We start from the raw sequence: 24133 nt of genomic DNA, 5'->3' as shown, positions 1-24133 counted from the left end.
ATTTATAATCCTGGTAAAATTGCCGCTCAACATAAACGTGACAATCATCACAATAAAATAGTGATGTATGTCCTTTTCCAAAGTTATGCCTTGCATTATGTTTGCAGAACACAAACACACAAAACCAACCTAAACACACAAATGAAACTTAAATTATCAGCCGTGATGGTCATATTGGCCTATTTAATTACTCAGAAAGCAAATGCCCAGAGCCTGGCTAAAATGAACTGGTTTAATGAACCCGGGAAATGGGAAATTAAAGATAAAAATACCTTTAGCATGTTTGTTCCGGCCAAAACCGATTACTGGCGCATTTCGCATTATGGTTTTACGGTTGATGACGCACCTTTTTATTATGCCACATATGGCGGAGAATTTGAAGTGAAAGTAAAAATTACCGGAAATTATGTAACTACTTTCGACCAGATGGGATTGATGCTCCGCATTAATGAAGAAGAATGGATTAAAGCCGGAGTGGAATTTGTTAATGGAAAACAAAATGTAAGTGCTGTGGTAACACACAAAACCAGCGACTGGAGCGTGGTTGAACTGGAAAAAGCACCGGCATCAATCTGGATGAAAGCCGTTAGAAAACTCGATGCAGTAGAGATTTTCTATTCATTAGATGATAAGAAATATACCATGCTCCGTACCTGTTATTTTAAAGATAATGCCCCGGTAATGGTAGGTCTGGTAGCTGCCTGCCCGGATGGAAAAGGTTTTAATGCTACTTTCGAAAATTTTAAGGTCACAACTACACCCGATCAGCGCAGATTGGATTGGGCCAGGAAACAAGAGAATTAATAGTGTTCTTATACGTACCGTCATTTCGAGCGAAGTGCAACGTAGTCGAGAAATCTGTCTAGATAGATCTCTCTCCCGAACCTTCGGGACTGCGCTACAGTCGTGATGACGATTTTTCTATTGCAACGCCTCAACTAAATCCTTAAAACCTGGCCTGTTTAACGGTAAGGTATCCAAACAAGCATCTCTAAGTTTGCTGATGGTTGCATAAACCTCTTCATTCACTTCATCATCTTTTAAAGAAAGTAAGTCATCAAGTAAATAGCCATAAGCACTTACCTCTATCCTTTCGAGCGCCATGGCTGGTTGAGCTGTTTTATCGTAAAAACTTGCTGCACCAAAATCACCGAACAGCGTGCTGCCTTCCTCATCAATTAAAGTGTTGTGCGCATATAAATCGCCATGCATGATGCCAGCCTCATGTAATTGGGCTGCTAATGAGGCGATGGTTTTTGCTATACTAACTATTTGTTTTTCTGAAAGTTTCCTGTCGGCAGGGAAAACATCTCTGGTGCAGCTTTCTAAGCTGGGCGGATGGCCAAGATTATAAAAATGATGCGGAATCAGGTCCATCACCAATCCTTTTTTATCTTCCGGATGGTGGGCAATCTGACCGATCAGATTTACCAAACCCGGATGATAACCTGCAGCAATATAAGCCGTCATTTCATCTTCCGGCAGGCCATCGCTGGTAACATCGCCCTTAAATATTTTAACCGCCACCTCACTCGTTTCGTCTCCGATGTTTCTGTTTGCTTTCGAAATCACGCCCGAAGCGCCTTCGCCCAATAAATGGCTGATTTCTAAATCATGCCAGTTGATTAATGAAAGTGTTTCAACAGCTGGCGTTTTACTAAAATTGTTTCCCGAAAATGCAATCCACGATAGTTTTGGCATTTCTGTAATCCATTGCGGCAACTCATGCAATTTATTCGCCGCAATCCGCAATAATGCCAAATTTCGGCAATTAGCCAATTCTTCGGGCAGGGCTGATAAGCGGTTTCCCGACAACATCAGCTTTTGCATCTGTTTACAAAGACCGATTTCCTCAGGAAGTTCGGTAATGTTATTATTGGTTAAAATTAACCAGCGCAGATTCGGGTTGATCGACTTTGACGGTACCGTTTTAATCTGATTGGATTTAAAACCAACGATATCCAGTAAAGGGCAATCGGCTAAGACCTCCGGTAAAACTGTAAAAAGGTTTTCCGAGCAAAAGAAAATTTTCAGCTTCTTTAAACGACCAAAATCTTCAGGTAGTGCACTTAATTTGTTAAATGATAAATCCAGCACTTCCAAAGTATCCGCAAGCCCGAATATTTCTTTTGGAAACTCACTCAGGTTTTCAGAAAGTTTTAACGATACTGATCCATTGAGTTCGCCATTTTGAAGTGCTAACAAGCTTTGCATAGGGTACTGATTTTAATTTGAAACGAAGATAAGGCTATATATTTTGTTTTAAAGATGAATCGTATGTGCTATATGAATTTGATCCAGGAAATATTCATCGTGCGATACCACCAAAAGTGTTCCCAGGTATTCGTTAATGGCGTTAGTCAAAATCTCAACATTTTGAATATCAAGGTTATTGGTCGGCTCATCGAGGATGATCAGATCGGGCGATTGGTTGCTGATCGTTAACGAACAAAGGATCAGCCGCATTTTTTCGCCGCCGCTTAAGGCCGAACAGGGTTTGTTCCAGTCGGTTTTGCCAAATAAAAACCGGTTTAAACGGATTTTTACCTCATGTTCCTGCAGTGCGCCTGAGTTATATTGCTGTGCCTGTTCGTAAACCGTAAGGTGATTGTCAATCAACGAATAATCCTGATCAATGTACATTGAGCTGATGTCGGCTTTGTTTAAAATTCCTGTTAACGGCTTTAGTTCGCCTAAAATAATCCTGGTCAGCGTAGTTTTGCCCGATCCGTTCCGGCCTTTGATCACATAACGCCCGCCACTAAACACCTGAAAGCTGATGGGCTCCTTCCAAAGTAACTGATCGTAAAAAGCAAAATTGAGCTCCTTAGCTTCAACAATACTTTTGCCCTTGTGTAATGTAGCCTGATTGAAACCGATTTTCATTTTATCCGTATCTGGCAATGCAGACCGAAGCTGGCTTAACTCAGAAGAAATATGACCAAGTTTCTCCGCATGCACACCCTTCAGTTTTGCCGTGCTTTTTTCTGCATTGTTTTTTAACGTATTCATCGAGATGGTCGGCAAACCGGCTTTTTCCTGCTTCTTTTTTCCCCGCGCATCGAGTTTTTGCTGACGCTCTATTGATTCCCGTTCTACTTCTTTCGCCTTGCGGAGTGCCTTTTCTTTGGCTTTTAAGTCGTTGTTTAACGCATCGTTTTCAATCTTTTTCTGTTCAGCGTAGAAATCGTAATTACCACCATAAACGGTTATTCCCCGTGGGGTGAGTTCGCAAACTTTATCGATCAGGTTCAATAACATACGGTCGTGACTTACCACAACCAAAGTATTTCTGGTCGATTGGATATAATCGTATAATTGATTCCTGCCTTCCAGGTCCAGATGATTGGTCGGTTCATCCAGTAAAACAATTTCCGGGCGGTGGATGGTGATGCCAGCCAAAAATACACTGGTTTTTTGTCCGCCGCTTAAACTTTCCATCTTTTGGTTTAAATCTAAATCGTCCAGGCGCCAATAACTTAAAGCTTCTGCGCAACGCTCTTCGATGGTCCAGTCATCATTCAGGATGCCCATGTTTTCTTCACTTACTTCTCCATTAAGGATTTCATTCAAAGCTTTTAGTTTATCTTCAATTTTAAGGGCCTGCGCAATGGTAAAATCATTAAACTGACCAAAAAGCTGTGGCACGTAATAAGGCGTCGATTCTGCTTTAACATGTCCGGAAGTTGGCATGAGGTTGCCTGCCAAAATTTTTAAAAGTGTCGATTTTCCTGCGCCGTTATGGCCAATAAGTGCAATTTTTTCGTATTTGTTGATGGTGAGATTTAAATCTGAAAACAGTAAATCTCCGTTAGCATGGATATAGCCAGCCCCTTGTAGATTAAGCATAAATTTCTTTTTTACCGGTAAATAATTGCAGTAACGGAACCGTTCTGCCTGTTATCTATTTTCTGAAAAGAAATGAATCTTACATTTATCGGGTGATTTGGTGATGATGCAAAGATAAGGAAATTTTGTGTTTTGCAAAAAGGGGGTGGTTAGTCCATAGTCTTTAGTCCGAAGTCGTCAGTCTGCAGAACGAAGAATTAGTCGTTCATCCCCTTAAGTCTGTCATCCTGAGTGCAACGAAGGATCTTTCTTATACAATTTTAGTTCTGTGTTTCATTTGCGAAAGATTCTTCACTGCGTTCAGAATGACAACAATACTGTTAGTAATAAACTATAGATTTTATCTATATCGATTTTTATTTGCATTAGAAATTTAATCGCATATATTTACAAAAAACTTTAGGGGTGCCTACGTGCTGAGAAATACCCTTTGAACCTGATGCAGTTAGTACTGCCGAAGGGAAAAGTGAAAGCAATTACAATTGCTGTCTTTTCGATCTCCATTTTGGGGCAATCTCTATAGTTTTTCCAATTTTTTAAAATATGGAAGTAACTATCAACAATCAAAACCATCAACTCAACGAAGCCTGTTCCATCGAACAAATGCTCGCTGCTGTCATTTCAACTGGTACAGATGGCCTGGCCATAGCCGTTAATCAAACCATCATTTCCAAATCTGTTTGGGATACCTACCTGTTAAACCCAGGCGATCAGATTATACTCATTAAAGCCACACAGGGGGGGTAATGAAAGGATTGAATGGGAGAATTTTGAATGATGAAATGGAAGATGCTGTCTAATCAACCACTCATTCAATCCTTCTCTCATTGGGTCATTCGCTCACTGGGTCATTCTCTCATTCAATCAATCAATAATTCCCTCACTCTGTCAATCACTCATTAGCCATTCTATCATTCAAAATATGAAACAAGAAAAAACACCAAACCAGGAAGTCATCAGCCGCAGTCCATTTCCGGCTTCGCGAAAAATATTTGTACCCGGAAAAATCCACGATATCCAGGTGGCGATGCGCGAAATCAGTTTAACAGAGACGAAAATCCACAATGGATTTGGCCTCACTGAGCCTAACCCACCCGTAACCGTGTATGATACCAGCGGACCTTACACCGATCCAAATGCGGTTATTGATGTAAGAAAAGGGCTTCCGCGGTTAAGGGAGCAATGGATTAAAGACAGGCAGGATGTAACCCAGCTTGATCAGTTATCTTCTGCTTATGGGCAACAGCGCCTGGCCGATACCAAACTCGATGTTTTACGTTTTAACTACACCAATAAACCCTATAAAGCCCAGCCGGGTGCCAATGTATCGCAGATGCATTATGCAAAAAAAGGCATCATTACAGCCGAGATGGAATACATTGCCATCAGGGAAAACCAGCAGATTGAACTTTTAAATGCACAATTGGGCGATCAGCATGAGGTAATGAACCACCAGCACAACGGCAATAGTTTTGGTGCCAATACGCCAAAGGGCTACATTACACCAGAATTTGTACGGGCAGAGGTTGCGGCCGGACGTGCGGTAATCCCCTGCAACATTAATCACCCTGAACTGGAACCGATGATTATCGGGCGCAATTTCCTGGTAAAAATCAACGCCAACATTGGTAACTCGGCCGTTACCTCTACCATTGAAGAAGAAGTAGAAAAAGCCGTTTGGGCCTGCCGTTGGGGTGCCGATACCATTATGGATCTTTCTACAGGGAAAAATATCCACGAAACCCGCGAATGGATTATCCGCAATTCGCCTGTGCCTATTGGTACCGTTCCCATTTATCAGGCTTTAGAAAAAGTGAACGGAAAAGCCGAAGACCTGACCTGGGAAATCTTTCGCGATACCCTGATTGAGCAAGCCGAACAAGGCGTAGATTATTTTACCATCCATGCCGGCGTACTGCTTCGTTATGTGCCTTTAACCGCTAAAAGAATAACCGGAATTGTTTCGCGTGGCGGATCGATCATGGCGAAATGGTGTTTGGCGCATCATAAAGAAAACTTCCTTTATACCCATTTTGCAGAAATCTGTGAGATCATGAAAGCTTATGATGTAGCTTTTTCTTTAGGCGATGGTTTACGGCCTGGTTGTATTGCCGATGCCAACGATGCCGCACAGTTTTCGGAACTCGAAACCCTTGGCGAACTGACCAAAATAGCCTGGAAACACGATGTGCAAACCATCATCGAAGGTCCGGGGCATTTACCTATGCACCTGATTAAAGCCAATATGGAAAAACAGCTCGAACATTGTTCGGAAGCGCCTTTTTATACCTTAGGTCCTTTAACCACCGATATTGCCCCGGGTTACGACCACATTACCTCAGCCATTGGTGCTGCGATGATTGGCTGGTTCGGAACAGCGATGCTCTGTTATGTTACACCTAAAGAACACCTGGGTTTACCAAACAAAAAAGATGTAAAAGATGGGGTAATTACCTATAAAATTGCTGCACATGCAGCCGATCTGGCTAAAGGCCATCCCGGTGCACAATACCGTGATAATGCCTTAAGCAAGGCAAGGTTCGAATTCAGGTGGGAAGACCAGTTCAATTTATCACTCGATCCGGATACGGCAAAAGAATTCCATGATGAAACCCTGCCTGCAGAAGGTGCTAAGATTGCGCATTTCTGTTCAATGTGCGGACCAAATTTCTGTTCGATGAAAATAACGCAGGATGTGCGCGAATATGCTGCGCAGCAAGGGGTAGAAGCAGACGAAGCCTTAGCCAAAGGCATGCAGGAAAAATCGAAAGAGTTTACCGAAAAAGGAAGTGAAATTTATTCTTAACCTGCAATGGAACTGATCGTAATTGCCAAGCCAACTGTTTTTAAGGAAGAAAGTAATCTTGTGAATCAGCTTTTCGAAGCTGGTTTACAGATATTTCACCTGCGGAAAGAAAATGCTGATGAGGCAGCTTACCGGAAAACAATTGAAGGGATTTCACCCGAATACCACCCGCAGATCGCTTTGCATCATTTCCATTCGCTGGCCAACGATTACGATATTAACCGGATCCACCATACCGAAAGTTTCAGGAAAGAAATTAATAATGGATCATTACCTGAAAATAAAATCTGCAGCACTTCTATCCATAGTTTAACTGATTTGGAGCAGATCGGGCAATATGATTACAGTTTTTTCAGTCCGGTGTTTAACAGCTTCTCCAAACCAGGTTATCAGGGAGTAATTCCGGCAGATTTCCGTTTGGAAAAACAACACGACAATCCGAAAATCATTGCCCTTGGCGGCATTGGACTAAACCAAATTGATCGGATAAAAGCGATGAATTTCGATGGTCTAGCACTCCTGGGCAGCATCTGGAACGATCCGTCGCAAGCCATCATCACTTTTAAAAAAGCACAGGCAAAATGCCGGGCTTATGCTCAAAATTTAACAATACAACCATGATTCAGCCTTTACAATATATCTCACAAGCCCCTAAAGCCGGTACCCATATCGACGCCATTGAGCAGGTGCTCCGGGCTGGCGGAAAGTGGATTCAGCTCCGCATTAAAAACCAGGCCGAAGCCGAAATCCTTCCATTTGCAAAAGCCGCACAGGCCTTATGCGAAAGTTATGGTGCCAAACTGATTATCAACGATTATCCGCACCTCGCCAAAGCGGTAAACAGCTATGGTGTGCACCTGGGTTTGCAGGACATGCCTATCCCGGAAGCCCGGAAAATTATCGGAAAACACCAGATTATCGGGGGTACCGCCAATACTTTTGCACATATTCAGCAAAGGGTAGCCGAAGGAGCCGATTATATTGGTTTAGGACCATTCAGGTTCACGCGGACAAAAGAAAACCTGAGTCCGATTGTAGGCTTGGAAGGTTACGGGAAATTAATGGAACAGGTAAAAAAAGCCGGTATTAAAACGCCGATTATCGCCATTGGCGGCATCGAAGCAGCAGATATTCTGGCAATTCTCGAAACCGGAATTTACGGAATTGCCATATCCGCAGCGCTCACCAATCAAACACAAACGGCTGCGGTTTTGGAAGAGATCAACAGCAAATTCAACATTCATTCGATTTAAAAATTACAGATATGTTAACCATAGCAGATCAAACTTTTAGCTCCCGCCTCTTTACCGGTACCGGAAAATTCAATTCGGCCAGAGAGATGGAAAGCGCCTTAATTGCCTCGGCCTCCGAACTGGTTACCGTGGCCCTTAAACGTGTTGATTTAAAAGGAAAAGACGATGATATCCTTCATCACCTTAAATATCCGCACATTAATTTATTGCCCAATACCTCTGGTGTGCGCAATGCAAAAGAAGCCGTTTTTGCTGCTCAACTGGCACGCGAAGCATTGGAAACCAATTGGATCAAACTCGAAATCCACCCCGATCCAAAGTATCTCATGCCCGATCCGATTGAGACCTTAAAAGCAACAGAAGAACTGGCGAAACTCGGCTTTGTGGTGCTGCCTTATATCCATGCCGACCCGGTTTTATGTAAACGTTTAGAGGATGTGGGTACCGCTGCGGTAATGCCTTTGGGCTCTCCGATTGGTAGCAATAAAGGTCTCCGCACCATTGATTTTTTAGAAATTATCATTAGCCAGAGCAGGGTTCCGGTAATTGTAGATGCAGGAATCGGCGCACCTTCTGATGCAGCAAAAGCAATGGAAATAGGAGCAGATGCCGTTTTGGTAAACACCGCTATTGCTATTGCCAAAGACCCAACCAATATGGCCATTGCCTTTAAACTGGCTGTAGAAGCCGGCAGAATGGCTTTCGAATCTAAACTGGGTAGCCAGCAGCATTATGCCGCAGCAAGCAGCCCATTAACCGCATTTTTGGATGAAGAGTTTTAACGAAGTATTCGAATCTTACAACTGGGACGATACCAAAGCCAGTATTTACGATAAAACAGCCGCAGATGTAGAGCGGGCACTAAACAATCCGCAACGGACGCTTGAAGATTTTAAAGCGCTCATTTCCCCGGCGGCATTGCCCTTTCTTGAAGATATGGCGCAGATCAGTCAGCGGTTAACCTTAGACCGCTTTGGCCGGGTGATCCAGATGTACATTCCGCTTTATCTCTCCAACGAATGTAATAATATCTGTACCTATTGTGGCTTCAGCTATGATAATAAAGTAAGGCGCAGAACGCTTAACCCGATGGAGATTATGCAGGAAGTGGCCGTAATTAAAGGCATGGGTTATGATCATGTGCTGCTGGTAACCGGCGAAGCTAACCAGACGGTGCATACCGATTACTTTAAAAAAGTATTGGATCTGATTAGTCCGCATTTTGCCCATATTTCTATGGAAGTACAGCCCTTGGATGTAGCTGATTATGAAACGCTGATTCCGCATGGCTTAAATACCGTACTGGTTTATCAGGAAACCTACCACCAGGACGATTACCGCAAACACCATCCTAAAGGTAAAAAATCAAACTTTTTGTACCGTTTAGAAACCCCCGATCGTTTGGGGCAAGCCGGAATCCATAAAATGGGATTGGGCGTGCTCATTGGTCTGGAAGACTGGCGTACCGATTCTTTTTTTACGGCCCTGCACCTATCCTATCTCGAAAAACAATATTGGCAGAGTAAATTCAGTATCTCTTTCCCCAGGTTACGGCCTTTTAGTGGCGGTTTGGAACCCAAAGTGGTGATGAACGATAAGGAACTGGTGCAACTGATCTGTGCTTACCGCTTGTTTAACAGTGAAGTAGAACTCTCCATTTCTACCCGCGAAACACAGGCCTTCAGAAATCAGGTCATTAAACTGGGAATTACCGCGATTAGTGCCGGTTCCAAAACCAATCCCGGTGGGTATGAAGTAGAACCACAATCGTTAGAGCAGTTCGAAATATCCGACGAGCGTTCGGCACAGGAAATTGCAGCGATGATTAGAAAACAGGGTTACGAACCCATCTGGAAAGATTGGGATAGGAGTTTGATTAGTAAATCATGTTAATAAAAGAAGAACTGAACCGCTACAACAGGCAGATGATTTTGCCTGAACTGGGCCTCACCGGACAGGAAAAACTAAAAGCCGCCAAAGTATTGGTTATCGGTGCGGGTGGATTGGGCTGCCCCATATTGCAATATCTGGCCGCAGCCGGGGTCGGAACAATCGGAATTATAGATGATGACGTGGTGGAGTTGAGCAACCTGCACCGGCAGATCTTATACAACCATACCGATATTGGGCTGCCCAAAGCAAAAACTGCCGCAGCAAAACTTAAATTACTTAATCCGCATGTAAATTTCACTGCTTATGATGAACGTTTTAATCCCCATAATGCTGTCAATATTTGCCGGGAATATGACCTGTTAATCGATTGTTCCGATAATTTTACCACCCGTTACCTGGTGAACGATACTTGTGTAAGTTTAGGTAAAACACTCATATTTGGTTCTATTTTGCAGTTCGAAGGTCAGGTCGCAGTGTTTAATCATCAGGGCGGACCAAATTACCGGGATCTTTATCCCACACCACCTACCGAAAATATCAATTGCGTAGAAGGCGGCGTAATCGGAATTTTGCCCGGAATTATCGGGATATATATGGCCAATGAAGCCATTAAGCTGATTTGTAGCATCGGTGAAACCCTTTCAGGTAAACTGATGACCATTAATGCATTAGATAACACAGTACTCGTATTCAAAATTGCGCAGGAAAAACAACCGGAAATAGTTAAAAAAGAAGTTATAATTGAAACCACAAAAGAAATCGATCAGGCAACGTTAGATCAATGGCTTTCAAAATCTGCTGATGAAGTTTTCCTGATCGATGTACGTGAGGATTATGAACACGAGGAAAATAACATAGGTGGAGTGAATATTTCTTTATATGAATTAACAAATGCCATTGAAAACATCCCACAAGCCAAAAAAGTAGTTTGTTATTGCCAAACCGGACAGCGCAGTAAAATGGCGGTGCAATTATTGAACGGAGTTTATAAAGGGAAAGTGTATAGTTTAAAAGGAGGGGTGAGTTCAATTGTTCATTAGTCATTGGTTTATTGGTCATTGTTGATTGCCTGACAGATTAATCGGTTAAATTGCCTTGCGCCTCAAGCTATACGCTTATCAATTTTGCAACTTCTTATCACAGAGGACACCAGGTTAGTCGATTATCTTAATATTCTTAACCTCTTAATGGTAAAAACATCTTTTGTAAATTCTGCCTCCAGATTGACTAATCGATTAATCCACTCTCATGATGATTAAGTTTGGTTTATTGGTGAATCATGATTGCCTGACAGATTGATCAGTTAAATTGCCTTGCGCCCCAAGCTAAACCCTTATCATTTACCCCAATTTTGCAGCTTCTGGTCACAGAGAAAACCAGGCTAGATGGTTATCTTAATATTCTTAACCTCTTGATGGTAAAAACATCTTTTGTAAACCAACGCCAAACACCCCGCCCCAAGCTCAAAAAACGGCTCAATCTTTGCTCCTACCGAAGCTTAAATTTAATAAGGAAAACCCATTTAGATCATGAACAAATTACAAGCACTATCCCAAAAATCAAGATTCTCAATTTTAATTATCACAACACTTTTTTTCTCCGCCTGCTCCGAAACCCCTGAACGTTTCTTCGACATCGCCATCCTGAACACCAACATGATCAACGATTTTGCCAGCGCAGATCTGGCCCGGCATATTAACGATGAAACCAAAGAATATCCCGATATTCCATCCAGTAAAAAGAAAGGTGACGAAGCCGCGGTTAGCCTCAATAACAAAATATTATACCTCGAACAATCGCTCGATAAAGTGAAAAAGCTTTCAGCCTCTGGTGAAGAAGAGAAAGAAATTAAGGCCCTTTCCCAGCAATTATACGAACTCGTTATCCCTGTTTATAAAAACGAATACCTGGCCTACGCTAAATTGTGCGACAGTAAAGGCAGCCAAACAGCTAAAGATGAGATTATTAAAAGTATTGATGAGAAATACGGTGCACGTTTCGAACAACATTTTAACGCATTAATGGAAAAAGGCAAAGTTTATGCCCAAAAACACAATATCCAGGTAAACTGGGGACAATAAAACCCGTCATAATCATTAAAATACACCTTTATAGCCCAATAGTAATTATGTTATTATTGGGCTATTTGTTTTACTAAAATCCTCAATACGACTGTTGCTTGTTTCATTCTGATTGCTAATTTTTATCTTCTTTTTAGTCTTACTCGCCCCGATGCCGCAAAGGCTTACAAAAAGAGCTGCACATAAAAACCATACTAAACGGGTGAGCATGTACCTGTAATTGGAAGTGTATTTAGTTAAAATCGTGTTAGTAAGTGGTTTTAATACCCTTTGTATATCCTGAGGATAGGCACCGCTGTCGGTAAAAAACTCATGGTCTTTTACAAATCCTTTATACCATACTTTACCTAATGAATAGGTGGTTAAAGTATCGGGTAAATTAATTTTTCTTTGATGCTGTAATTTTTTTAGATCTAATGGAATTATGGTCACACCATTTATTTGTGCATTACAGTTAACCGGCTCGTAATGATCATCATCCCAATACATGCATTTCTCATCTGTGGTAGGATTTCTAATTACTGTAGCACTATTCTCCCAGGCCACAAAAGAAGTGGTGCCAATAAAAAGTAGGAGGATACAGGTAGCAATAATATAGCGTGTAGAGAATCGGGGTAATTGAATCAGTTCTTCGGGCACATCAGGTCTAGGAGGAATTGGTTTGGGTTTGTGAGGGGTTGGAGCAGGTACTTTATTTGCTTCTAAAAGAATAAGTTTTTGTTCTTCCTCACTAAGCTCTCTCCATTCACTAAAGGGTGGAAAATCCAATAACCAGGCAAAAAGCTTAACAAGTTTCTCATCCCTGATATTCCTTCCTTCTATCGTCAAAAAACTTATTAAGGGTCGAAACTTATCTAAGTCAAACTTTTCAATACTTCTTATCTGATCCTCATATTCTTTTTCTGGATCAAAAACTGATTGGATAAAATCTTTATCTTTTTGAGTATTTTTTAGTTTAAATACCTTAATACATTCTTTCTTTAATTTTTCTCGCCCAAGAAACTCCAAATTCTCAGTAAGAAGATGATTTTCCTTCTTAATTCTGTAAAAATCAAGTATTGCTTTTTTATAATCCTCAAACATTTTATTAAAAATTTAGCGTAAAAATAGGGCGGAATTTCCGGAATTTTTACGGTTAACCGGAATTCTAACGGAATGACAGGAACGAACGGAATCTTTTGATAACTAGCGATTTGAAGCCCCCATATTTGTATCGTTGATCAGCACAGGCGGCGATTCATTATCAAAGCTAAAATAAAAAACTGATTAATAAAAGAGTAGAAATCGCGGTCGTTATTAGCCGGTTTGGGAAGCAGTTATTAGCTCCCGCGACAGACACTCACCACTTCCCAAAAATTGCAGAAGGCCTTCTGATTTACAAACCGGAGAAAGGTCCGCGAGCGGTCGCGGAAACTCTCCAAGTATTTCACATTCTAAAATTTTTGAATCATGTTTTTTCCAATGTTTATTGCCATATTATTAGGCTTGGTAAGCCCATCGAATACAAGTAGCAACTGTACCCACGGAGGTACTACCGTAAGTACCAACAGTAACACACCTGGTGATCCGGGTAATGACCCAGGCAACGACCCAGGTGGTGATGATACAGGTGGTGAGGGCTCACATGTTCCACCAAAAAATCCATAACTGTTAATTAATCTGAGATCAGAAACTATCTCAATAACTACAAGTAAGGCAGCAAATGTTGCCTTACTTTTTTGTTTATTAAACTATTCAGGAATATCTAGCAAAAACTATCCTCTTTTTTTATATTTGAATAAATAATCACTCTCAATCTTGAAAAAAACATACATTCTCTTATTTTTTGTTTTGACTGTATTTGCTTGTAAGAAAAAAAGCAGTACCCAGGCAATTGTTAAAAACCAAAATTTTGAGAAGGCTGAATCATTTTATTTTAAAAATAACGACTCTGCATTTTATTATTTCAACAAAGTAACTACAACTGCTCAGGATAGCTTGCTGGTGGCTATGTCTTATAACTATATGGCAGTGATCCAATCAGATGCCGGAGATTATTTTGGAGGACAGGAGAGCCTGACATTATCATTAAGGTTCTTAAATGAACAAAAAGAAACAGATCTTGCTTGTATTGCTTCTAATTATAATGAGTTAGGATTAAATAGTACCTATTTCAAGAAATATACCGATGCCATAAATTACTACAATCTGGCACTAAGGTTTTGCCGAAACGAGGCGTATAGATTACGGTTTCTTAATAATAAAGCATTAGCTTATCAAAAAAGTGGTGCCTATTCAAACGCAATCGATATTTACAATGAAGTTTTGAGAAAAATCCGCGACAAGAAAGAATACGCAAGAGTACTTTCTAACGCGGCTAAAGCTAAATGGCTTCAAAATCCAAATTATAATCCAATTGCAGATTTATCAAAGGCATTGCAGATGCGCTATTCAGAAAAGGATGAATGGGGGCAAAATGCCAGCTATGCACATCTTGCTGATTATTACGAAAAGAAAAAACCTGATTCAGCATTTAATTACGCACAAAAGATGTATTTAATTGCAACAAGACTTAATAGCCCTGACGATCGGCTGGAAGCACTCCAAAAATTAATTAAACTTAGTCCGGCTGCGGCAACTAAACAGTATTTTCAAAAATACCAAAAAATTGATGACAGTTTGCAAACCGCCCGCAGTGCTGCTAAAAACCAATTTGCACTGATCCGTTACGATACGGAGAAAAGCAAGGCAGATAACCTTGTGCTGCAAAAAGACAACGAAGGCAAAAGGTATCAGATCATCATCCTCAGCATCGGTATATTATTGCTAGCAATTGCCGGTACGCTGTGGTATAAAAAAAGAAAACAAAGATTAGAACTCGAAGCTCAGAATACCATCCGCGAAAACAAACTTAAAACCTCGCAAAAAGTACACGATGTGGTAGCAAACGGACTGTACAGGATCATGAATAAACTCGATAATCAGGAAAGCTTAAAAGATAATCCTATTGTTAATGAGATCGAGGAACTTTATGAGCAATCGCGTGATCTCTCCTATGAAAAACCAAAATCGAAAAACCAGCCCTTTAACGAAAAAATATCCGGGCTGTTAAAATCCTTCGCTTCCGAAAATATCAGGGTGATACTTGTCGGAAATTCAGCCCCGTTATGGGAAAAAGTACCCGGGCAGACCAGAGATGAAATAGAACATATCCTTCAGGAGCTAATGGTAAATATGGGTAAGCACAGCAGGGCAAGTGATGTGGTGATCAAGTTTGAGCAGGTACAGCAAAAAATAAATATCCAATATACCGATAACGGCATCGGCATTGCGGGTAAGGTGGAGCCTAATAACGGACTCACAAATACGGGAACCCGTATTGATGCAATTGGCGGTACAATTACCTTTGATACCAAAGTTGAAAAGGGGCTTAAAATCCAAATCTCTTTTCCGGTTTCCTAATTGTATTAAATATGTTTAAAAGAATACTTATTGCCGAAGATCAAGAAACACAGAATATTTCGCTACAGAAAACATTAGCCGATCTGGGGACAGAAAAACCCGAATATGTTTATTATTGCGACGATGCACTTACCTGGATAAAAAACGCCATTAAAGCAGAGCGCCCTTACGATCTGTTAATTACCGACCTCTACTTTGAGGAAGACCATAACCGGCAAAAAATAGCTGGAGGTGCCGAACTCATCAAAGCTGCAAAAGAAGTGCAGCCTGATTTAAAAACACTGGTATTTTCCGGAGAAAGTAAAACGGCTGTTATCGATATGCTGTTTAAAGAGATGAATATTGATGGTTATGTTCGAAAAGCCCGTCACGATGGCCAATACCTCAAACTGGCTATCAATGCCATCCACAATCATAAAAAATACCTTTCGCCTGATTTAAAGCAGGCCAGAAAAGAAAATAACTCGCACGATTTTACCGATCTCGATATTGCCATCATTTCTCAACTGGTTGATGGAACCCCCCAAAAAAACATTCCCTATTATTTACAGGAAAATAACATTAAACCATCTGGACTTAGCAGCGTAGAAAAGCGTCTGAATTTGATGAAGGAAGTACTGGGTTTCTCCAAAAATGAACAACTGATTGCTTATTGCAAGGATGTAGGGATTATTTGATTAGTCCTAAGTCTTTAGTCCGTAGTTAATTGATCTATGCTTAAAAATCCCCTCAAGTTACGTCATTTCGAGCGTAGCTCAGCGCAGTCGAGAAATCTATTATAGATCTCTCCACTTCGCGTTGCTCCGGTCGAGAGGACGACCAGTCTATTGGATTTTGTTAATTTTAACAATCTCAGTGTGCGCTGTGACATTTCTCTGTGGTTAAAAAAAGCTAACGTTTAGTGCTTAGTATGGATAATCGCCAAGCTATCAACCTATCGAAAAAGATTGCTTCGGCTCCTTCATTCCGGCCTCGCAATGAGGAAAACGGCTATGCATTAATGACCAATAAAATATTGACAAATGAACCAATATACGGTTTCCCGTAAGGATCCACCACATTCCCCTCATACTTTTGAACAAACAAAAACAACTATGGGGAAATTTATCATTACCAAAAGAACCAATGGCCAATTTCAGTTTAATCTTGAGGCATCAAACGGCAGGGCTATCCTCGCCAGCGAGGGTTATACTACAAAAGCATCATGCATTAAAGGCATCGAATCTGTAAAAAATAATGCGCCAACCGATACCAGGTACGACAGAAAAACTGCTAAAAACGGTTCGCACTATTTCAATTTAAAAGCCGGAAACGGCGAAATTATCGGTACAAGTCAAATGTATTCCACTACCGATGGATGCGAAAACGGAATAGAATCGGTTAAAGAAAATGCACCTGATGCATCAGTTACGGATCAAACCATTTAATGCAAAAAGTTATGGACCTTAAATTAAAATTAGAGCAGCTTCATCAGCGCGTGGTCGGGTTAAAAGATCAGATCAATACCGAAGAGGCCACCAAAAATGCGTTTGTAATGCCTTTTATCCAGATTCTAGGCTATGATATTTTTAATCCAACGGAGGTAATCCCCGAACACATCTGCGATATCGGCACCAAAAAAGGAGAAAAAGTAGATTATGTGATCCGTAAAAACGACCAGCCCATCCTTATTTTCGAATGCAAACACTGGAAAGAAAGTGCCGATGCCCATAATTCGCAGTTGCACCGCTATTACCATGTTTCAAAAGCAAGGTTTGGCGTATTAACCAATGGTACAGTGTACAATTTCTATGCAGACCTTGAAAAACCGAATATTATGGACGAGAAACCTTTCCTCACCATTGATATCGAAGACCTGAAAGATAATGCCATTAAAATCCTCGAAAGTTTTACCAAAAACGAATATAATCTAGAAACCATTCTCGATTCGGCCGAAGGTTTAAAATACATCAAAGCCATTAGAAAGGAATTTGAGAAGGAAATCGACAACCCTTCAGACGAAATCGTAAAGTTATTGGTGAACCGCTTTTTTGATAAGCCCCTCACTGCCAACCGGATGATTGCTTTTAAAGAATACGCCAAAAAAGCTTTGACCATTTCCATCAACGAATCCATCAGCGACCGTTTAAAATCAGCGCTGAATATCAATGAGAAAATAGAGATAAAAGATGAGGAGAAAGTAATTTCCGTGACCGAAGATCCTGAAGCTTCGAAAATTGTAACCACCGAAGAAGAGCTGGAAGCTTTCCAGATTGTGAAGGCAATATTGCGCGAAAAAATTCCTTCGGCACGTATTGCCGCACGCGATACGCAATCTTATTTTGGTGTATTACTGGATGACAATAACCGTAAACCGATTTGCAGGTTCCATTTTAATACTGCCAATAAATACCTTGAAACTTTTCATAATGGAAAAGACGCAGGAGAGAAAAAACAGTTGTTTAACCTCGATGAACTTTACGATTATAGAGATCGGCTGCATCAAACCATAGCGAATTATTAATTAAACGCTCATCTCTCACGAAAAATGTAGGGGTTGCTTCATGGCCTGTATTGGGAGCAGACAGGGCAGCCTCTCATTTTTTAAGCACAAACCCAGGAGACCTAATCCATCATTCAATCACTCCATCCCTTTCCCATTCATTCAATCACTCCATCCCTCTCTCATTCATTCAATCACTCCATCCCTCTCTCATTCATTCATTCATTCTTTTTTCCCACCCCTAAGGTTAGCCGTAAGAAATCCGTTTTTAGCCTGAATACCTTAGCGATATGAAATACCTATTTATATTGCTCGTATTCACCGTAATGTTAAAAACTGCGCGGGCGCAGAAAATTTTAACCTACCAGTTAATGGAACCCGGTTTTAACAATAAAGTAATTAACGGAACCATCAGCGAAGTTTATACTACTAAACGATATGGAAAAACATTCTGGTGGGTGCGCATTGGCCGTGATACCATTATCCACGTTTGGCCCAGGCATCTCGATACTGCCACTATGAAACCAGGCATCACCCGAACATTTTTATCAATTAAGCGCCTTGATAACAACTGGTGGAAGAAGGAAAAATCAGAAGATTATATTAAGCCGAAGGAATAATTTGCGATGATTCGTCATTGCTGAGGAGGCTTTTTCAGCCGACAAAGCCTGTCTGCTGCAGGTGGGCAATCTTAAACGACAGGTTTAACAAGATCGTCATTTCGACCGCAGTGGAGAAATCTGTTGAGAAAATATAGCGCTACTTCTTTTATTGTGCGTTATGATCTAAGTTTTATCTAATTCTTTGATTTGTAGCGTGTTTACATTTTCAGCAACATAAGAATAGTTTTTCGCGTTTACGGAAAACCGTAAAGCTGGGATTATGGTTATAAAAAATTAAGATAGCGTGGTTTAATTTACCACCTTAGTCGCCTTAGAACATCTAAGCTGTAAATGGCATTAGCCAATCGTACAAGTGTTTTACCATATAAGTAAGATAATGGCATGTGAGCTTATATGGAACTTAAATGTCTTACATGGTTGAAAAAGGATTCGGGTATAATATACCACTATAGCTATCTTAAACATTTAAGCTGTAAGAGGTTTTACCATATAAGAAATATAAGATCATGTAAGTTTATATGGTCCTTAAAATATCTTACATGGTGAAAAAAATGCATTGATTTTAGTTTATCAGGTTATCGTTTAATTTTGTAAAACGCAGGTGATCTTTGGTGACTCAGGTGGTTATAAAAATAAAGATTGCGCGGTATGATATACCACCTTAGTTACCTTAGAAGATTTAAGCTGTTGAACAATTGCACATTGTGTATAAGAGGTTTTACTATATAAGTAATATGATGGCATGTGAGCTTATATGGAACTTAAATGTCTTACATGGTTGAAAAAGCATTCGGGTATAATTCACCACTATAGCTATCTTAAAACATTTAAGCTGTGAGAGGTTTTACCATATAAGGAATATAAGAACAGATAAGCTTATATTGTCCTTAAATGTCTTATATGGTAAAAACTGATTTTTAGTCTTTTGGTTTGGTCTTTATGCTTCCGCCCTCTGCCTCACGCTTTATTACTTCATTCCTTTCTACCAGTAATTGCTTCATATACCGGGTTAAGAAAAGATTTTCAGCCATCCATCCTAAAATATCCAAAGGTGCTTTAAACTCAAAGATATCGGTCATTTCGGTTTGGGTATTTATGGTTTTAAATAAGTGTTGATGGTGAAGTTTTTTAAATGGCCCCCTAATCATTTCGTCAATGAATGAGTTTGGATATTCCAGGGTTGTAATTTTATTGGTCATTTCGAAATAAATGCCAAAATGTTTGGCCCTCCAGGTAACCGATTCATCTAAGTTGATTAACCCGCTTATCTTTCCTTTTATGGCCTGCTCTCCCAAATGCTGCATTGATTGTATATGAAGATCGATATTTCTGAATAGATGTGCCGGTTTGCTCTTACAGGCAATGGCTATGAAGCATCAGCCATAATCTATACGGCCTGTTTCTCTATTCGTTAATAAAATCAATACATTTACATCAACTTAATATTCATTTATGAGCAAAATATTAAACCGGCCTATACGCGTTCTGGTGGCTAAAGTTGGCCTGGATGGTCACGACAGGGGCGCCAAGGTAATCGCCACTTCTTTACGCGATGCCGGCATGGAAGTAATTTATACGGGCCTCCGCCAAACACCAGAAATGGTGGTAAATACGGCACTCCAGGAGGATGTTGATGCCATCGGGATTTCGATACTTTCTGGTGCGCATATGACCGTTTTTCCAAAAATTATCCATTTTATGAAAGAAAAACAGATGGATGATGTGTTATTAACCGGTGGAGGAATTATCCCGGAGGCTGACCGGTTAAAACTTGCCAGCCTCGGCGTTGGAGAACTATTTCCGCCAGGCACAACAATGGCAAGTATTGTAGAATATATTCAAAATTGGGTTACTGAAAACAGAAATTTTTAAGCTATGGCATACCAGAATTTAATTACAGAAGTAAAAGAAAACATTTTATACATTACCATAAACCGCGAAAAATCGCTTAACGCATTAAATAAGGATACTTTAGCCGAACTCGCCGAAGTAATTGCTTATGCAGGCAAAACCGATGAAGTGAGGGGCGTTATTTTAACCGGGGCGGGAGAAAAAGCTTTCGTTGCAGGCGCTGATATTAAGGAGTTTGCAGATTACAGTGGCAAACAGGGAGAAGAACTGGCCAAACGCGGACAAGATGAAGTATTTAATGCCATCGAAAATTCGCCAAAATTATTTATTGCTGCAATTAATGGATTTGCACTAGGCGGCGGACTGGAACTTGCGATGGCCTGTCACATCCGTATTGCATCCGAAAACGCCAAATTAGGGCTTCCTGAAGTTACTTTGGGACTAATACCAGGTTATGGAGGTACCCAGCGACTTACACAGCTGGTTGGAAAAGGCAAAGCGATTGAACTTATTGCAACTGCTAATATGATTACTGCCGAAGAAGCGGGAAAAATTGGCCTGGTAAACCATGTTGTTCCGCAAGCAGGTTTAACCGGCAAGGCAGAAGAAATCCTCAATGTGGTTAAACAACGCGCGCCTTTAGCCATTTCTGCTGCCATAAAATCGGTAATTGCTTCTTTAAATGATGATAATGGCTATACAACAGAAATAGAATCTTTCGGCAAATGCTTTGAAACTGCTGATTTTAAAGAAGGGGTTACTGCATTTTTAGAAAAAAGAAAAGCCAGTTTTACAGGACATTAACAACCGTGTAGTATTAAATCTATTCGCAAAAATCAAAAGTGTAGAAAATATTTCCCACTGTCATAATTTTTGAGTAATTATGTGTGATATAATCTAAATATTTTTGACTCATCCTACTTAATTATTTGGGGTTCTTTAATCAATAAAAAATCCTATTAATGAAAAATAAAATACTTATAATCGACGATGAAATAAATGTAGGGCTATTATTATCCAGGTATCTAACTAAAAACGGCTTTGAGGTTTCAAATACCACAACAGGTACTTCAGCAATAGAGATGCTGGAAAATGAAAAGTTCGACCTGATTTTATGCGACTATCGCCTTGACGATACAGATGGCAGAGAAATTTTAAAACACGTAAAGGAAAATTATCCTGCCACCGGTGTTATTATTATTACAGGTTACTCAGACATCAGGCTTGCTGTAGAGCTGATTAAAATGGGCGCTTATGATTACATCGTTAAGCCGCTCTACCCCGATGAGATCTTAAATACCGTAAACAAATCGCTGGAGACTAAAAAAGCATTAAAAAAACACAGCAGCAATAAAAACGAAAATAAGGCAGAAATACTTAATTTTCCTAAATATGTTGAAGGTAAAAGCAAACCTTCATTAAAGCTTTTAGAGCAGATTAATCTGGTTGCACCAACCAATTACAGCATTATTTTGCACGGAAAAAGTGGCACAGGAAAAGAATGTGTAGCCAAAACCATTCACCTGAACAGCTTACGCAAAAATGAACCCTTTGTGGCCATGGACTGTGGTTCTTTAAGCAAAGAACTGGCTGCAAGTGAGTTTTTCGGGCATGAAAAAGGCTCGTTTACAGGTGCATTATCTACTAAAGTAGGGCATTTTGAACAGGCCAACGGCGGAACCTTGTTTCTTGATGAGGTAGCCAACCTATCGTACGAAACCCAGGCTATCTTACTAAGGGCCGTGCAGGAACGAAAAATTAAACGCATAGGCAGTACAAAAGAAATAGACCTCGATGTGAGGATTATTATTGCCACAAATGAAAATCTCGAAAACTGTATTCAAAAAGGAACATTCAGAGAGGATTTATACCACCGCTTTAACGAATTTTCCATCAACGTTCCATCTTTAAAAGACAGAAGTGAAGACATACTTGTTTTTGCAGATTGTTTTCTGGCAGAAGCAAACGAAGAGCTTAATAAAAACATTGTTTCTTTTTCTAAAGAAGTTAAAAATTGCTTTTTAACCTACAACTGGCCCGGTAATGTTCGCGAACTTAAAAATGTTATCAGGCGCGTGGCTTTACTAACTAACGGACACCAGATCGAAATGAGTGCTTTGCCGCTGGAATTCGAAAAGGTCAGTTCTGCTAAAAGTCAGCAGCGCGAAAAAAGACTTACCGCCTTAAAAAAATCAGGCAATACCGCCCAGGATTTGAAGAAACTAACTAAAGAAGCAGAATATACTGCCATTTTAAATGTTTTAAAAGAAGTTAACTTTAATAAAACCAAGGCGGCCAAAATACTTCAGATCGACAGAAAGACACTGTATAATAAAATAAAGGTGATTAATCTCAATGAAGAAGAAATTGAAAATCGATAAAACAAAACAGGCTCATTTGGTATTTTAAAGAATAATCCAAGCGTCCTAAATTATGTCAGTATTTTCTTATAAACAGCGTAACAACATTAACCTTGTTATCATTATTGCGCTTGGAATTTTAATTGCTTATTCTTTACAGAGTATTTTTAGCGCCATCCTGAGCACCCTGGTTTTGTACACCATGATGCGGCCCGCCTACATTCACCTCGCAGAAAATAAAGGATGGAATAAAAGGTTTGTGGCTATTTTACTCATCACCATCAGCATTATTTTAATTGTATTGCCTTTTTATGCGCTAAGCAGCATGGTAATCAGTAAAATTTCAGAGCTACGCAGCAACGAAATCTTTTTTAAAAACCTTTTGGTTAAATTACAGCATCTTATACCAATAAAAATTAACCAGGAACTGATTCAGGACGGTATGAACCGCTTAGGCAACTGGGCCACACAGCTTTTTCCCTCGCTTATTTCGAGTGCAGTAAATATTATACTGAGTTTGCTGGTGATGTACTTTTTACTCTATTTTATGCTGATTGAACGGAAAAAATTCGAATTTTCATTAATAAAATATGCTCCTTTCAGAGAACAGAATGCGCTCCGGTTTGGTGATGAAATGCGGAATACCACTTATGCCAATGTATTAGGACAGGGATTAATCTGTTTGGTACAAGGATCGTTAGTAAGCCTTTCATTTTATGTTTTGGGGTATAAAGACCCTGTTTTCTGGGGCGTTATCACCACATTTATTTCATTTGTCCCGGTTTTGGGCCCTCCTGTTGTTTTTGTGCCCGCTGCCATTTTGCAAATTGCCAATGGAAATAATTTTGCCGGCTGGGCCATGCTTATTTTTGGTTTTGTAGTAATTATTAACATCGATAACGTGCTGCGTTTCATCATTGCAAAAAAAGTTGGCAACATTCATCCCATAATTACAGTAATTGGCGTAATTATTGGTATTCCTTTATTCGGAATATTAGGCCTTGTTTTTGGCCCCTTGCTATTGTCTTATTTTATTTTGCTCATTAAAATTTACGAAACCAGTACGCTTGCATCAGAAAGATTGGAAAGAATTAAAACAAATAATGAGCATAGTGAGTTATAAATATAGCTTAACAATAAAATAATGTAGTAGTTTTATATTGTAAATAATTGTTAAACCCTTAAAATAAATTAATTATGAATGATAACTCAAAAGTTGTAGTTGCGCTTTTAGCTGGATTAGCTGCCGGTGCAGCCCTAGGAATTTTGTTCGCACCAGATAAAGGTGATGAAACACGTGATAAATTAAGTCAATCGTTAAAAGATCTGGGCGACTCTATCAAAGATAAAGCTGCTGATGAAATTAACAACCTGGCGAGCTTGAAAGATAAAGTGGTGAGCTCTATCAAAACCAAATTGAGAAGTGTAGAAGAAGAATACAGCGACGACGTAGAGCACGCTTAATAAATAAAATATTGCATAGCCGGGTATTTT

Annotated in this window: 24 protein-coding genes and 1 riboswitch; of the genes, 20 read left to right on the top strand and 4 right to left on the bottom strand. The window is 40.0% G+C overall.

Features of this window, described 5'->3' with window-relative positions:
- Positions 1 to 141: 141 nt before the first annotated feature.
- Positions 142 to 804 (top strand): DUF1349 domain-containing protein, encoded by a 663-nt coding sequence (locus ACTJKC_RS09530; RefSeq protein ID WP_440791403.1) that lies wholly within the window; start codon positions 142 to 144, stop codon positions 802 to 804.
- A 117-nt stretch (positions 805 to 921) separates the two neighbouring features.
- Here the strand turns inward: ACTJKC_RS09530 and ACTJKC_RS09525 are convergent, their stop codons facing one another.
- A complete protein-coding gene (locus ACTJKC_RS09525; RefSeq protein WP_440791401.1) occupies positions 922 to 2214 on the bottom strand; it encodes a leucine-rich repeat-containing protein kinase family protein in 1293 nt (430 codons plus the stop codon).
- Positions 2215 to 2262: 48 nt separating this feature from the next.
- Complete coding sequence (locus ACTJKC_RS09520; RefSeq protein ID WP_440791399.1) at positions 2263 to 3849, bottom strand: ABC-F family ATP-binding cassette domain-containing protein; 1587 nt, start codon at positions 3847 to 3849, stop codon at positions 2263 to 2265.
- 391 nt (positions 3850 to 4240) lie between these two features.
- Positions 4241 to 4329: riboswitch (TPP riboswitch) on the top strand.
- A gap of 63 nt (positions 4330 to 4392) precedes the next feature.
- Between ACTJKC_RS09520 and thiS the strand changes: the two genes are divergently transcribed.
- The 8 genes from thiS to ACTJKC_RS09480 all read left to right on the top strand — a co-directional run bounded on the left by thiS (position 4393) and on the right by ACTJKC_RS09480 (position 11882).
- Positions 4393 to 4596: a sulfur carrier protein ThiS gene (gene thiS, locus ACTJKC_RS09515; protein WP_440791397.1), complete on the top strand. Its 204-nt coding sequence runs from the start codon at positions 4393 to 4395 to the stop codon at positions 4594 to 4596.
- A gap of 175 nt (positions 4597 to 4771) precedes the next feature.
- A complete protein-coding gene (gene thiC / locus ACTJKC_RS09510; RefSeq protein ID WP_440791395.1) occupies positions 4772 to 6655 on the top strand; it encodes a phosphomethylpyrimidine synthase ThiC in 1884 nt (627 codons plus the stop codon).
- Between the two features lie 6 nt (positions 6656 to 6661).
- A complete protein-coding gene (locus ACTJKC_RS09505; RefSeq protein ID WP_440791393.1) occupies positions 6662 to 7276 on the top strand; it encodes a thiamine phosphate synthase in 615 nt (204 codons plus the stop codon).
- Positions 7273 to 7908 (top strand): thiamine phosphate synthase, encoded by a 636-nt coding sequence (locus ACTJKC_RS09500; RefSeq protein WP_440791391.1) that lies wholly within the window; start codon positions 7273 to 7275, stop codon positions 7906 to 7908. The genes ACTJKC_RS09505 and ACTJKC_RS09500 overlap by 4 nt, the downstream gene beginning before the upstream one ends.
- 11 nt (positions 7909 to 7919) lie before the next feature.
- Positions 7920 to 8690 (top strand): thiazole synthase, encoded by a 771-nt coding sequence (locus ACTJKC_RS09495; protein WP_440791389.1) that lies wholly within the window; start codon positions 7920 to 7922, stop codon positions 8688 to 8690.
- The gene (thiH, locus tag ACTJKC_RS09490; RefSeq protein ID WP_344851636.1) at positions 8677 to 9801 is read left to right on the top strand and encodes a 2-iminoacetate synthase ThiH; all 1125 of its coding nucleotides are present in this window, start codon (positions 8677 to 8679) and stop codon (positions 9799 to 9801) included. The genes ACTJKC_RS09495 and thiH overlap by 14 nt, the downstream gene beginning before the upstream one ends.
- A complete protein-coding gene (gene moeB / locus ACTJKC_RS09485) occupies positions 9795 to 10841 on the top strand; it encodes a molybdopterin-synthase adenylyltransferase MoeB (RefSeq protein ID WP_440791387.1) in 1047 nt (348 codons plus the stop codon). The genes thiH and moeB overlap by 7 nt, the downstream gene beginning before the upstream one ends.
- 489 nt (positions 10842 to 11330) lie before the next feature.
- Positions 11331 to 11882, top strand: a complete 552-nt coding sequence (locus ACTJKC_RS09480) for a hypothetical protein (protein ID WP_440791385.1) — start codon at positions 11331 to 11333, stop codon at positions 11880 to 11882.
- Between the two features lie 45 nt (positions 11883 to 11927).
- Here ACTJKC_RS09480 and ACTJKC_RS09475 read toward each other — a convergent pair whose 3' ends face one another.
- On the bottom strand, positions 11928 to 12965 hold the full coding sequence (locus tag ACTJKC_RS09475; RefSeq protein ID WP_440791383.1) for a hypothetical protein: 1038 nt from the start codon (positions 12963 to 12965) through the stop codon (positions 11928 to 11930).
- 366 nt (positions 12966 to 13331) lie between these two features.
- Here ACTJKC_RS09475 and ACTJKC_RS09470 point away from each other — a divergent pair, with 366 nt between their 5' ends.
- From ACTJKC_RS09470 to ACTJKC_RS09445, 6 genes are all read left to right on the top strand, one after another.
- The gene (locus ACTJKC_RS09470; protein WP_440791381.1) at positions 13332 to 13529 is read left to right on the top strand and encodes a hypothetical protein; all 198 of its coding nucleotides are present in this window, start codon (positions 13332 to 13334) and stop codon (positions 13527 to 13529) included.
- A 150-nt stretch (positions 13530 to 13679) separates the two neighbouring features.
- Positions 13680 to 15323 (top strand): ATP-binding protein, encoded by a 1644-nt coding sequence (locus ACTJKC_RS09465; RefSeq protein ID WP_440791379.1) that lies wholly within the window; start codon positions 13680 to 13682, stop codon positions 15321 to 15323.
- An 11-nt stretch (positions 15324 to 15334) separates the two neighbouring features.
- Entirely contained in the window at positions 15335 to 16000 is a 666-nt protein-coding gene (locus tag ACTJKC_RS09460) for a response regulator (RefSeq protein WP_344851642.1), read from the top strand.
- Positions 16001 to 16345: 345 nt separating this feature from the next.
- Entirely contained in the window at positions 16346 to 16750 is a 405-nt protein-coding gene (locus ACTJKC_RS09455; protein ID WP_440791377.1) for a YegP family protein, read from the top strand.
- A gap of 11 nt (positions 16751 to 16761) precedes the next feature.
- Complete coding sequence (locus ACTJKC_RS09450; RefSeq protein WP_440791376.1) at positions 16762 to 17826, top strand: type I restriction endonuclease; 1065 nt, start codon at positions 16762 to 16764, stop codon at positions 17824 to 17826.
- Positions 17827 to 18095: 269 nt separating this feature from the next.
- Positions 18096 to 18425, top strand: coding sequence for a hypothetical protein (locus tag ACTJKC_RS09445; protein WP_440791374.1), 330 nt, complete (start codon positions 18096 to 18098; stop codon positions 18423 to 18425).
- 920 nt (positions 18426 to 19345) lie between these two features.
- On the opposite strand, the gene ACTJKC_RS09440 is transcribed toward ACTJKC_RS09445, so the two are convergent.
- Positions 19346 to 19732, bottom strand: coding sequence for an SRPBCC family protein (locus ACTJKC_RS09440; protein WP_440791372.1), 387 nt, complete (start codon positions 19730 to 19732; stop codon positions 19346 to 19348).
- A 148-nt stretch (positions 19733 to 19880) separates the two neighbouring features.
- Here ACTJKC_RS09440 and ACTJKC_RS09435 point away from each other — a divergent pair, with 148 nt between their 5' ends.
- From ACTJKC_RS09435 to ACTJKC_RS09415, 5 genes are all read left to right on the top strand, one after another.
- Positions 19881 to 20300: a cobalamin B12-binding domain-containing protein gene (locus ACTJKC_RS09435; RefSeq protein ID WP_344851602.1), complete on the top strand. Its 420-nt coding sequence runs from the start codon at positions 19881 to 19883 to the stop codon at positions 20298 to 20300.
- Positions 20301 to 20303: 3 nt separating this feature from the next.
- Complete coding sequence (locus ACTJKC_RS09430; RefSeq protein ID WP_440791370.1) at positions 20304 to 21083, top strand: enoyl-CoA hydratase/isomerase family protein; 780 nt, start codon at positions 20304 to 20306, stop codon at positions 21081 to 21083.
- 158 nt (positions 21084 to 21241) lie between these two features.
- Complete coding sequence (locus tag ACTJKC_RS09425) at positions 21242 to 22660, top strand: sigma-54-dependent transcriptional regulator (protein ID WP_440791368.1); 1419 nt, start codon at positions 21242 to 21244, stop codon at positions 22658 to 22660.
- A gap of 52 nt (positions 22661 to 22712) precedes the next feature.
- On the top strand, positions 22713 to 23762 hold the full coding sequence (locus ACTJKC_RS09420; protein WP_344851599.1) for an AI-2E family transporter: 1050 nt from the start codon (positions 22713 to 22715) through the stop codon (positions 23760 to 23762).
- Positions 23763 to 23836: 74 nt separating this feature from the next.
- Positions 23837 to 24103, top strand: a complete 267-nt coding sequence (locus ACTJKC_RS09415; protein ID WP_025142262.1) for a YtxH domain-containing protein — start codon at positions 23837 to 23839, stop codon at positions 24101 to 24103.
- Positions 24104 to 24133 lie beyond the last annotated feature (30 nt).

Source organism: Pedobacter sp. 22226, from assembly GCF_052045455.1.
GTDB lineage: Bacteria > Bacteroidota > Bacteroidia > Sphingobacteriales > Sphingobacteriaceae > Pedobacter > Pedobacter jeongneungensis.
This window is presented reverse-complemented; position numbering and strand designations above follow the sequence as displayed.

What these genes read in the sequence shown, in the direction of transcription:
- ACTJKC_RS09450 (WP_440791376.1), top strand. Translation starts at nt 16,762, where the DNA reads ATGGACCTTAAATTAAAATTAGAGCAGCTTCATCAGCGCGTGGTCGGG.
- ACTJKC_RS09480 (WP_440791385.1), top strand. Translation starts at nt 11,331, where the DNA reads ATGAACAAATTACAAGCACTATCCCAAAAATCAAGATTCTCAATTTTA.
- ACTJKC_RS09425 (WP_440791368.1), top strand. Translation starts at nt 21,242, where the DNA reads ATGAAAAATAAAATACTTATAATCGACGATGAAATAAATGTAGGGCTA.
- ACTJKC_RS09475 (WP_440791383.1), bottom strand. Translation starts at nt 12,965, where the DNA reads ATGTTTGAGGATTATAAAAAAGCAATACTTGATTTTTACAGAATTAAG.
- ACTJKC_RS09460 (WP_344851642.1), top strand. Translation starts at nt 15,335, where the DNA reads ATGTTTAAAAGAATACTTATTGCCGAAGATCAAGAAACACAGAATATT.
- thiC (WP_440791395.1), top strand. Translation starts at nt 4,772, where the DNA reads ATGAAACAAGAAAAAACACCAAACCAGGAAGTCATCAGCCGCAGTCCA.
- ACTJKC_RS09530 (WP_440791403.1), top strand. Translation starts at nt 142, where the DNA reads ATGAAACTTAAATTATCAGCCGTGATGGTCATATTGGCCTATTTAATT.
- ACTJKC_RS09520 (WP_440791399.1), bottom strand. Translation starts at nt 3,849, where the DNA reads ATGCTTAATCTACAAGGGGCTGGCTATATCCATGCTAACGGAGATTTA.
- ACTJKC_RS09495 (WP_440791389.1), top strand. Translation starts at nt 7,920, where the DNA reads ATGTTAACCATAGCAGATCAAACTTTTAGCTCCCGCCTCTTTACCGGT.
- ACTJKC_RS09505 (WP_440791393.1), top strand. Translation starts at nt 6,662, where the DNA reads ATGGAACTGATCGTAATTGCCAAGCCAACTGTTTTTAAGGAAGAAAGT.
- ACTJKC_RS09525 (WP_440791401.1), bottom strand. Translation starts at nt 2,214, where the DNA reads ATGCAAAGCTTGTTAGCACTTCAAAATGGCGAACTCAATGGATCAGTA.
- ACTJKC_RS09440 (WP_440791372.1), bottom strand. Translation starts at nt 19,732, where the DNA reads ATGCAGCATTTGGGAGAGCAGGCCATAAAAGGAAAGATAAGCGGGTTA.
- ACTJKC_RS09445 (WP_440791374.1), top strand. Translation starts at nt 18,096, where the DNA reads ATGAAATACCTATTTATATTGCTCGTATTCACCGTAATGTTAAAAACT.
- thiH (WP_344851636.1), top strand. Translation starts at nt 8,677, where the DNA reads ATGAAGAGTTTTAACGAAGTATTCGAATCTTACAACTGGGACGATACC.
- ACTJKC_RS09430 (WP_440791370.1), top strand. Translation starts at nt 20,304, where the DNA reads ATGGCATACCAGAATTTAATTACAGAAGTAAAAGAAAACATTTTATAC.
- ACTJKC_RS09455 (WP_440791377.1), top strand. Translation starts at nt 16,346, where the DNA reads ATGAACCAATATACGGTTTCCCGTAAGGATCCACCACATTCCCCTCAT.
- thiS (WP_440791397.1), top strand. Translation starts at nt 4,393, where the DNA reads ATGGAAGTAACTATCAACAATCAAAACCATCAACTCAACGAAGCCTGT.
- ACTJKC_RS09470 (WP_440791381.1), top strand. Translation starts at nt 13,332, where the DNA reads ATGTTTTTTCCAATGTTTATTGCCATATTATTAGGCTTGGTAAGCCCA.
- moeB (WP_440791387.1), top strand. Translation starts at nt 9,795, where the DNA reads ATGTTAATAAAAGAAGAACTGAACCGCTACAACAGGCAGATGATTTTG.
- ACTJKC_RS09420 (WP_344851599.1), top strand. Translation starts at nt 22,713, where the DNA reads ATGTCAGTATTTTCTTATAAACAGCGTAACAACATTAACCTTGTTATC.
- ACTJKC_RS09415 (WP_025142262.1), top strand. Translation starts at nt 23,837, where the DNA reads ATGAATGATAACTCAAAAGTTGTAGTTGCGCTTTTAGCTGGATTAGCT.
- ACTJKC_RS09500 (WP_440791391.1), top strand. Translation starts at nt 7,273, where the DNA reads ATGATTCAGCCTTTACAATATATCTCACAAGCCCCTAAAGCCGGTACC.
- ACTJKC_RS09435 (WP_344851602.1), top strand. Translation starts at nt 19,881, where the DNA reads ATGAGCAAAATATTAAACCGGCCTATACGCGTTCTGGTGGCTAAAGTT.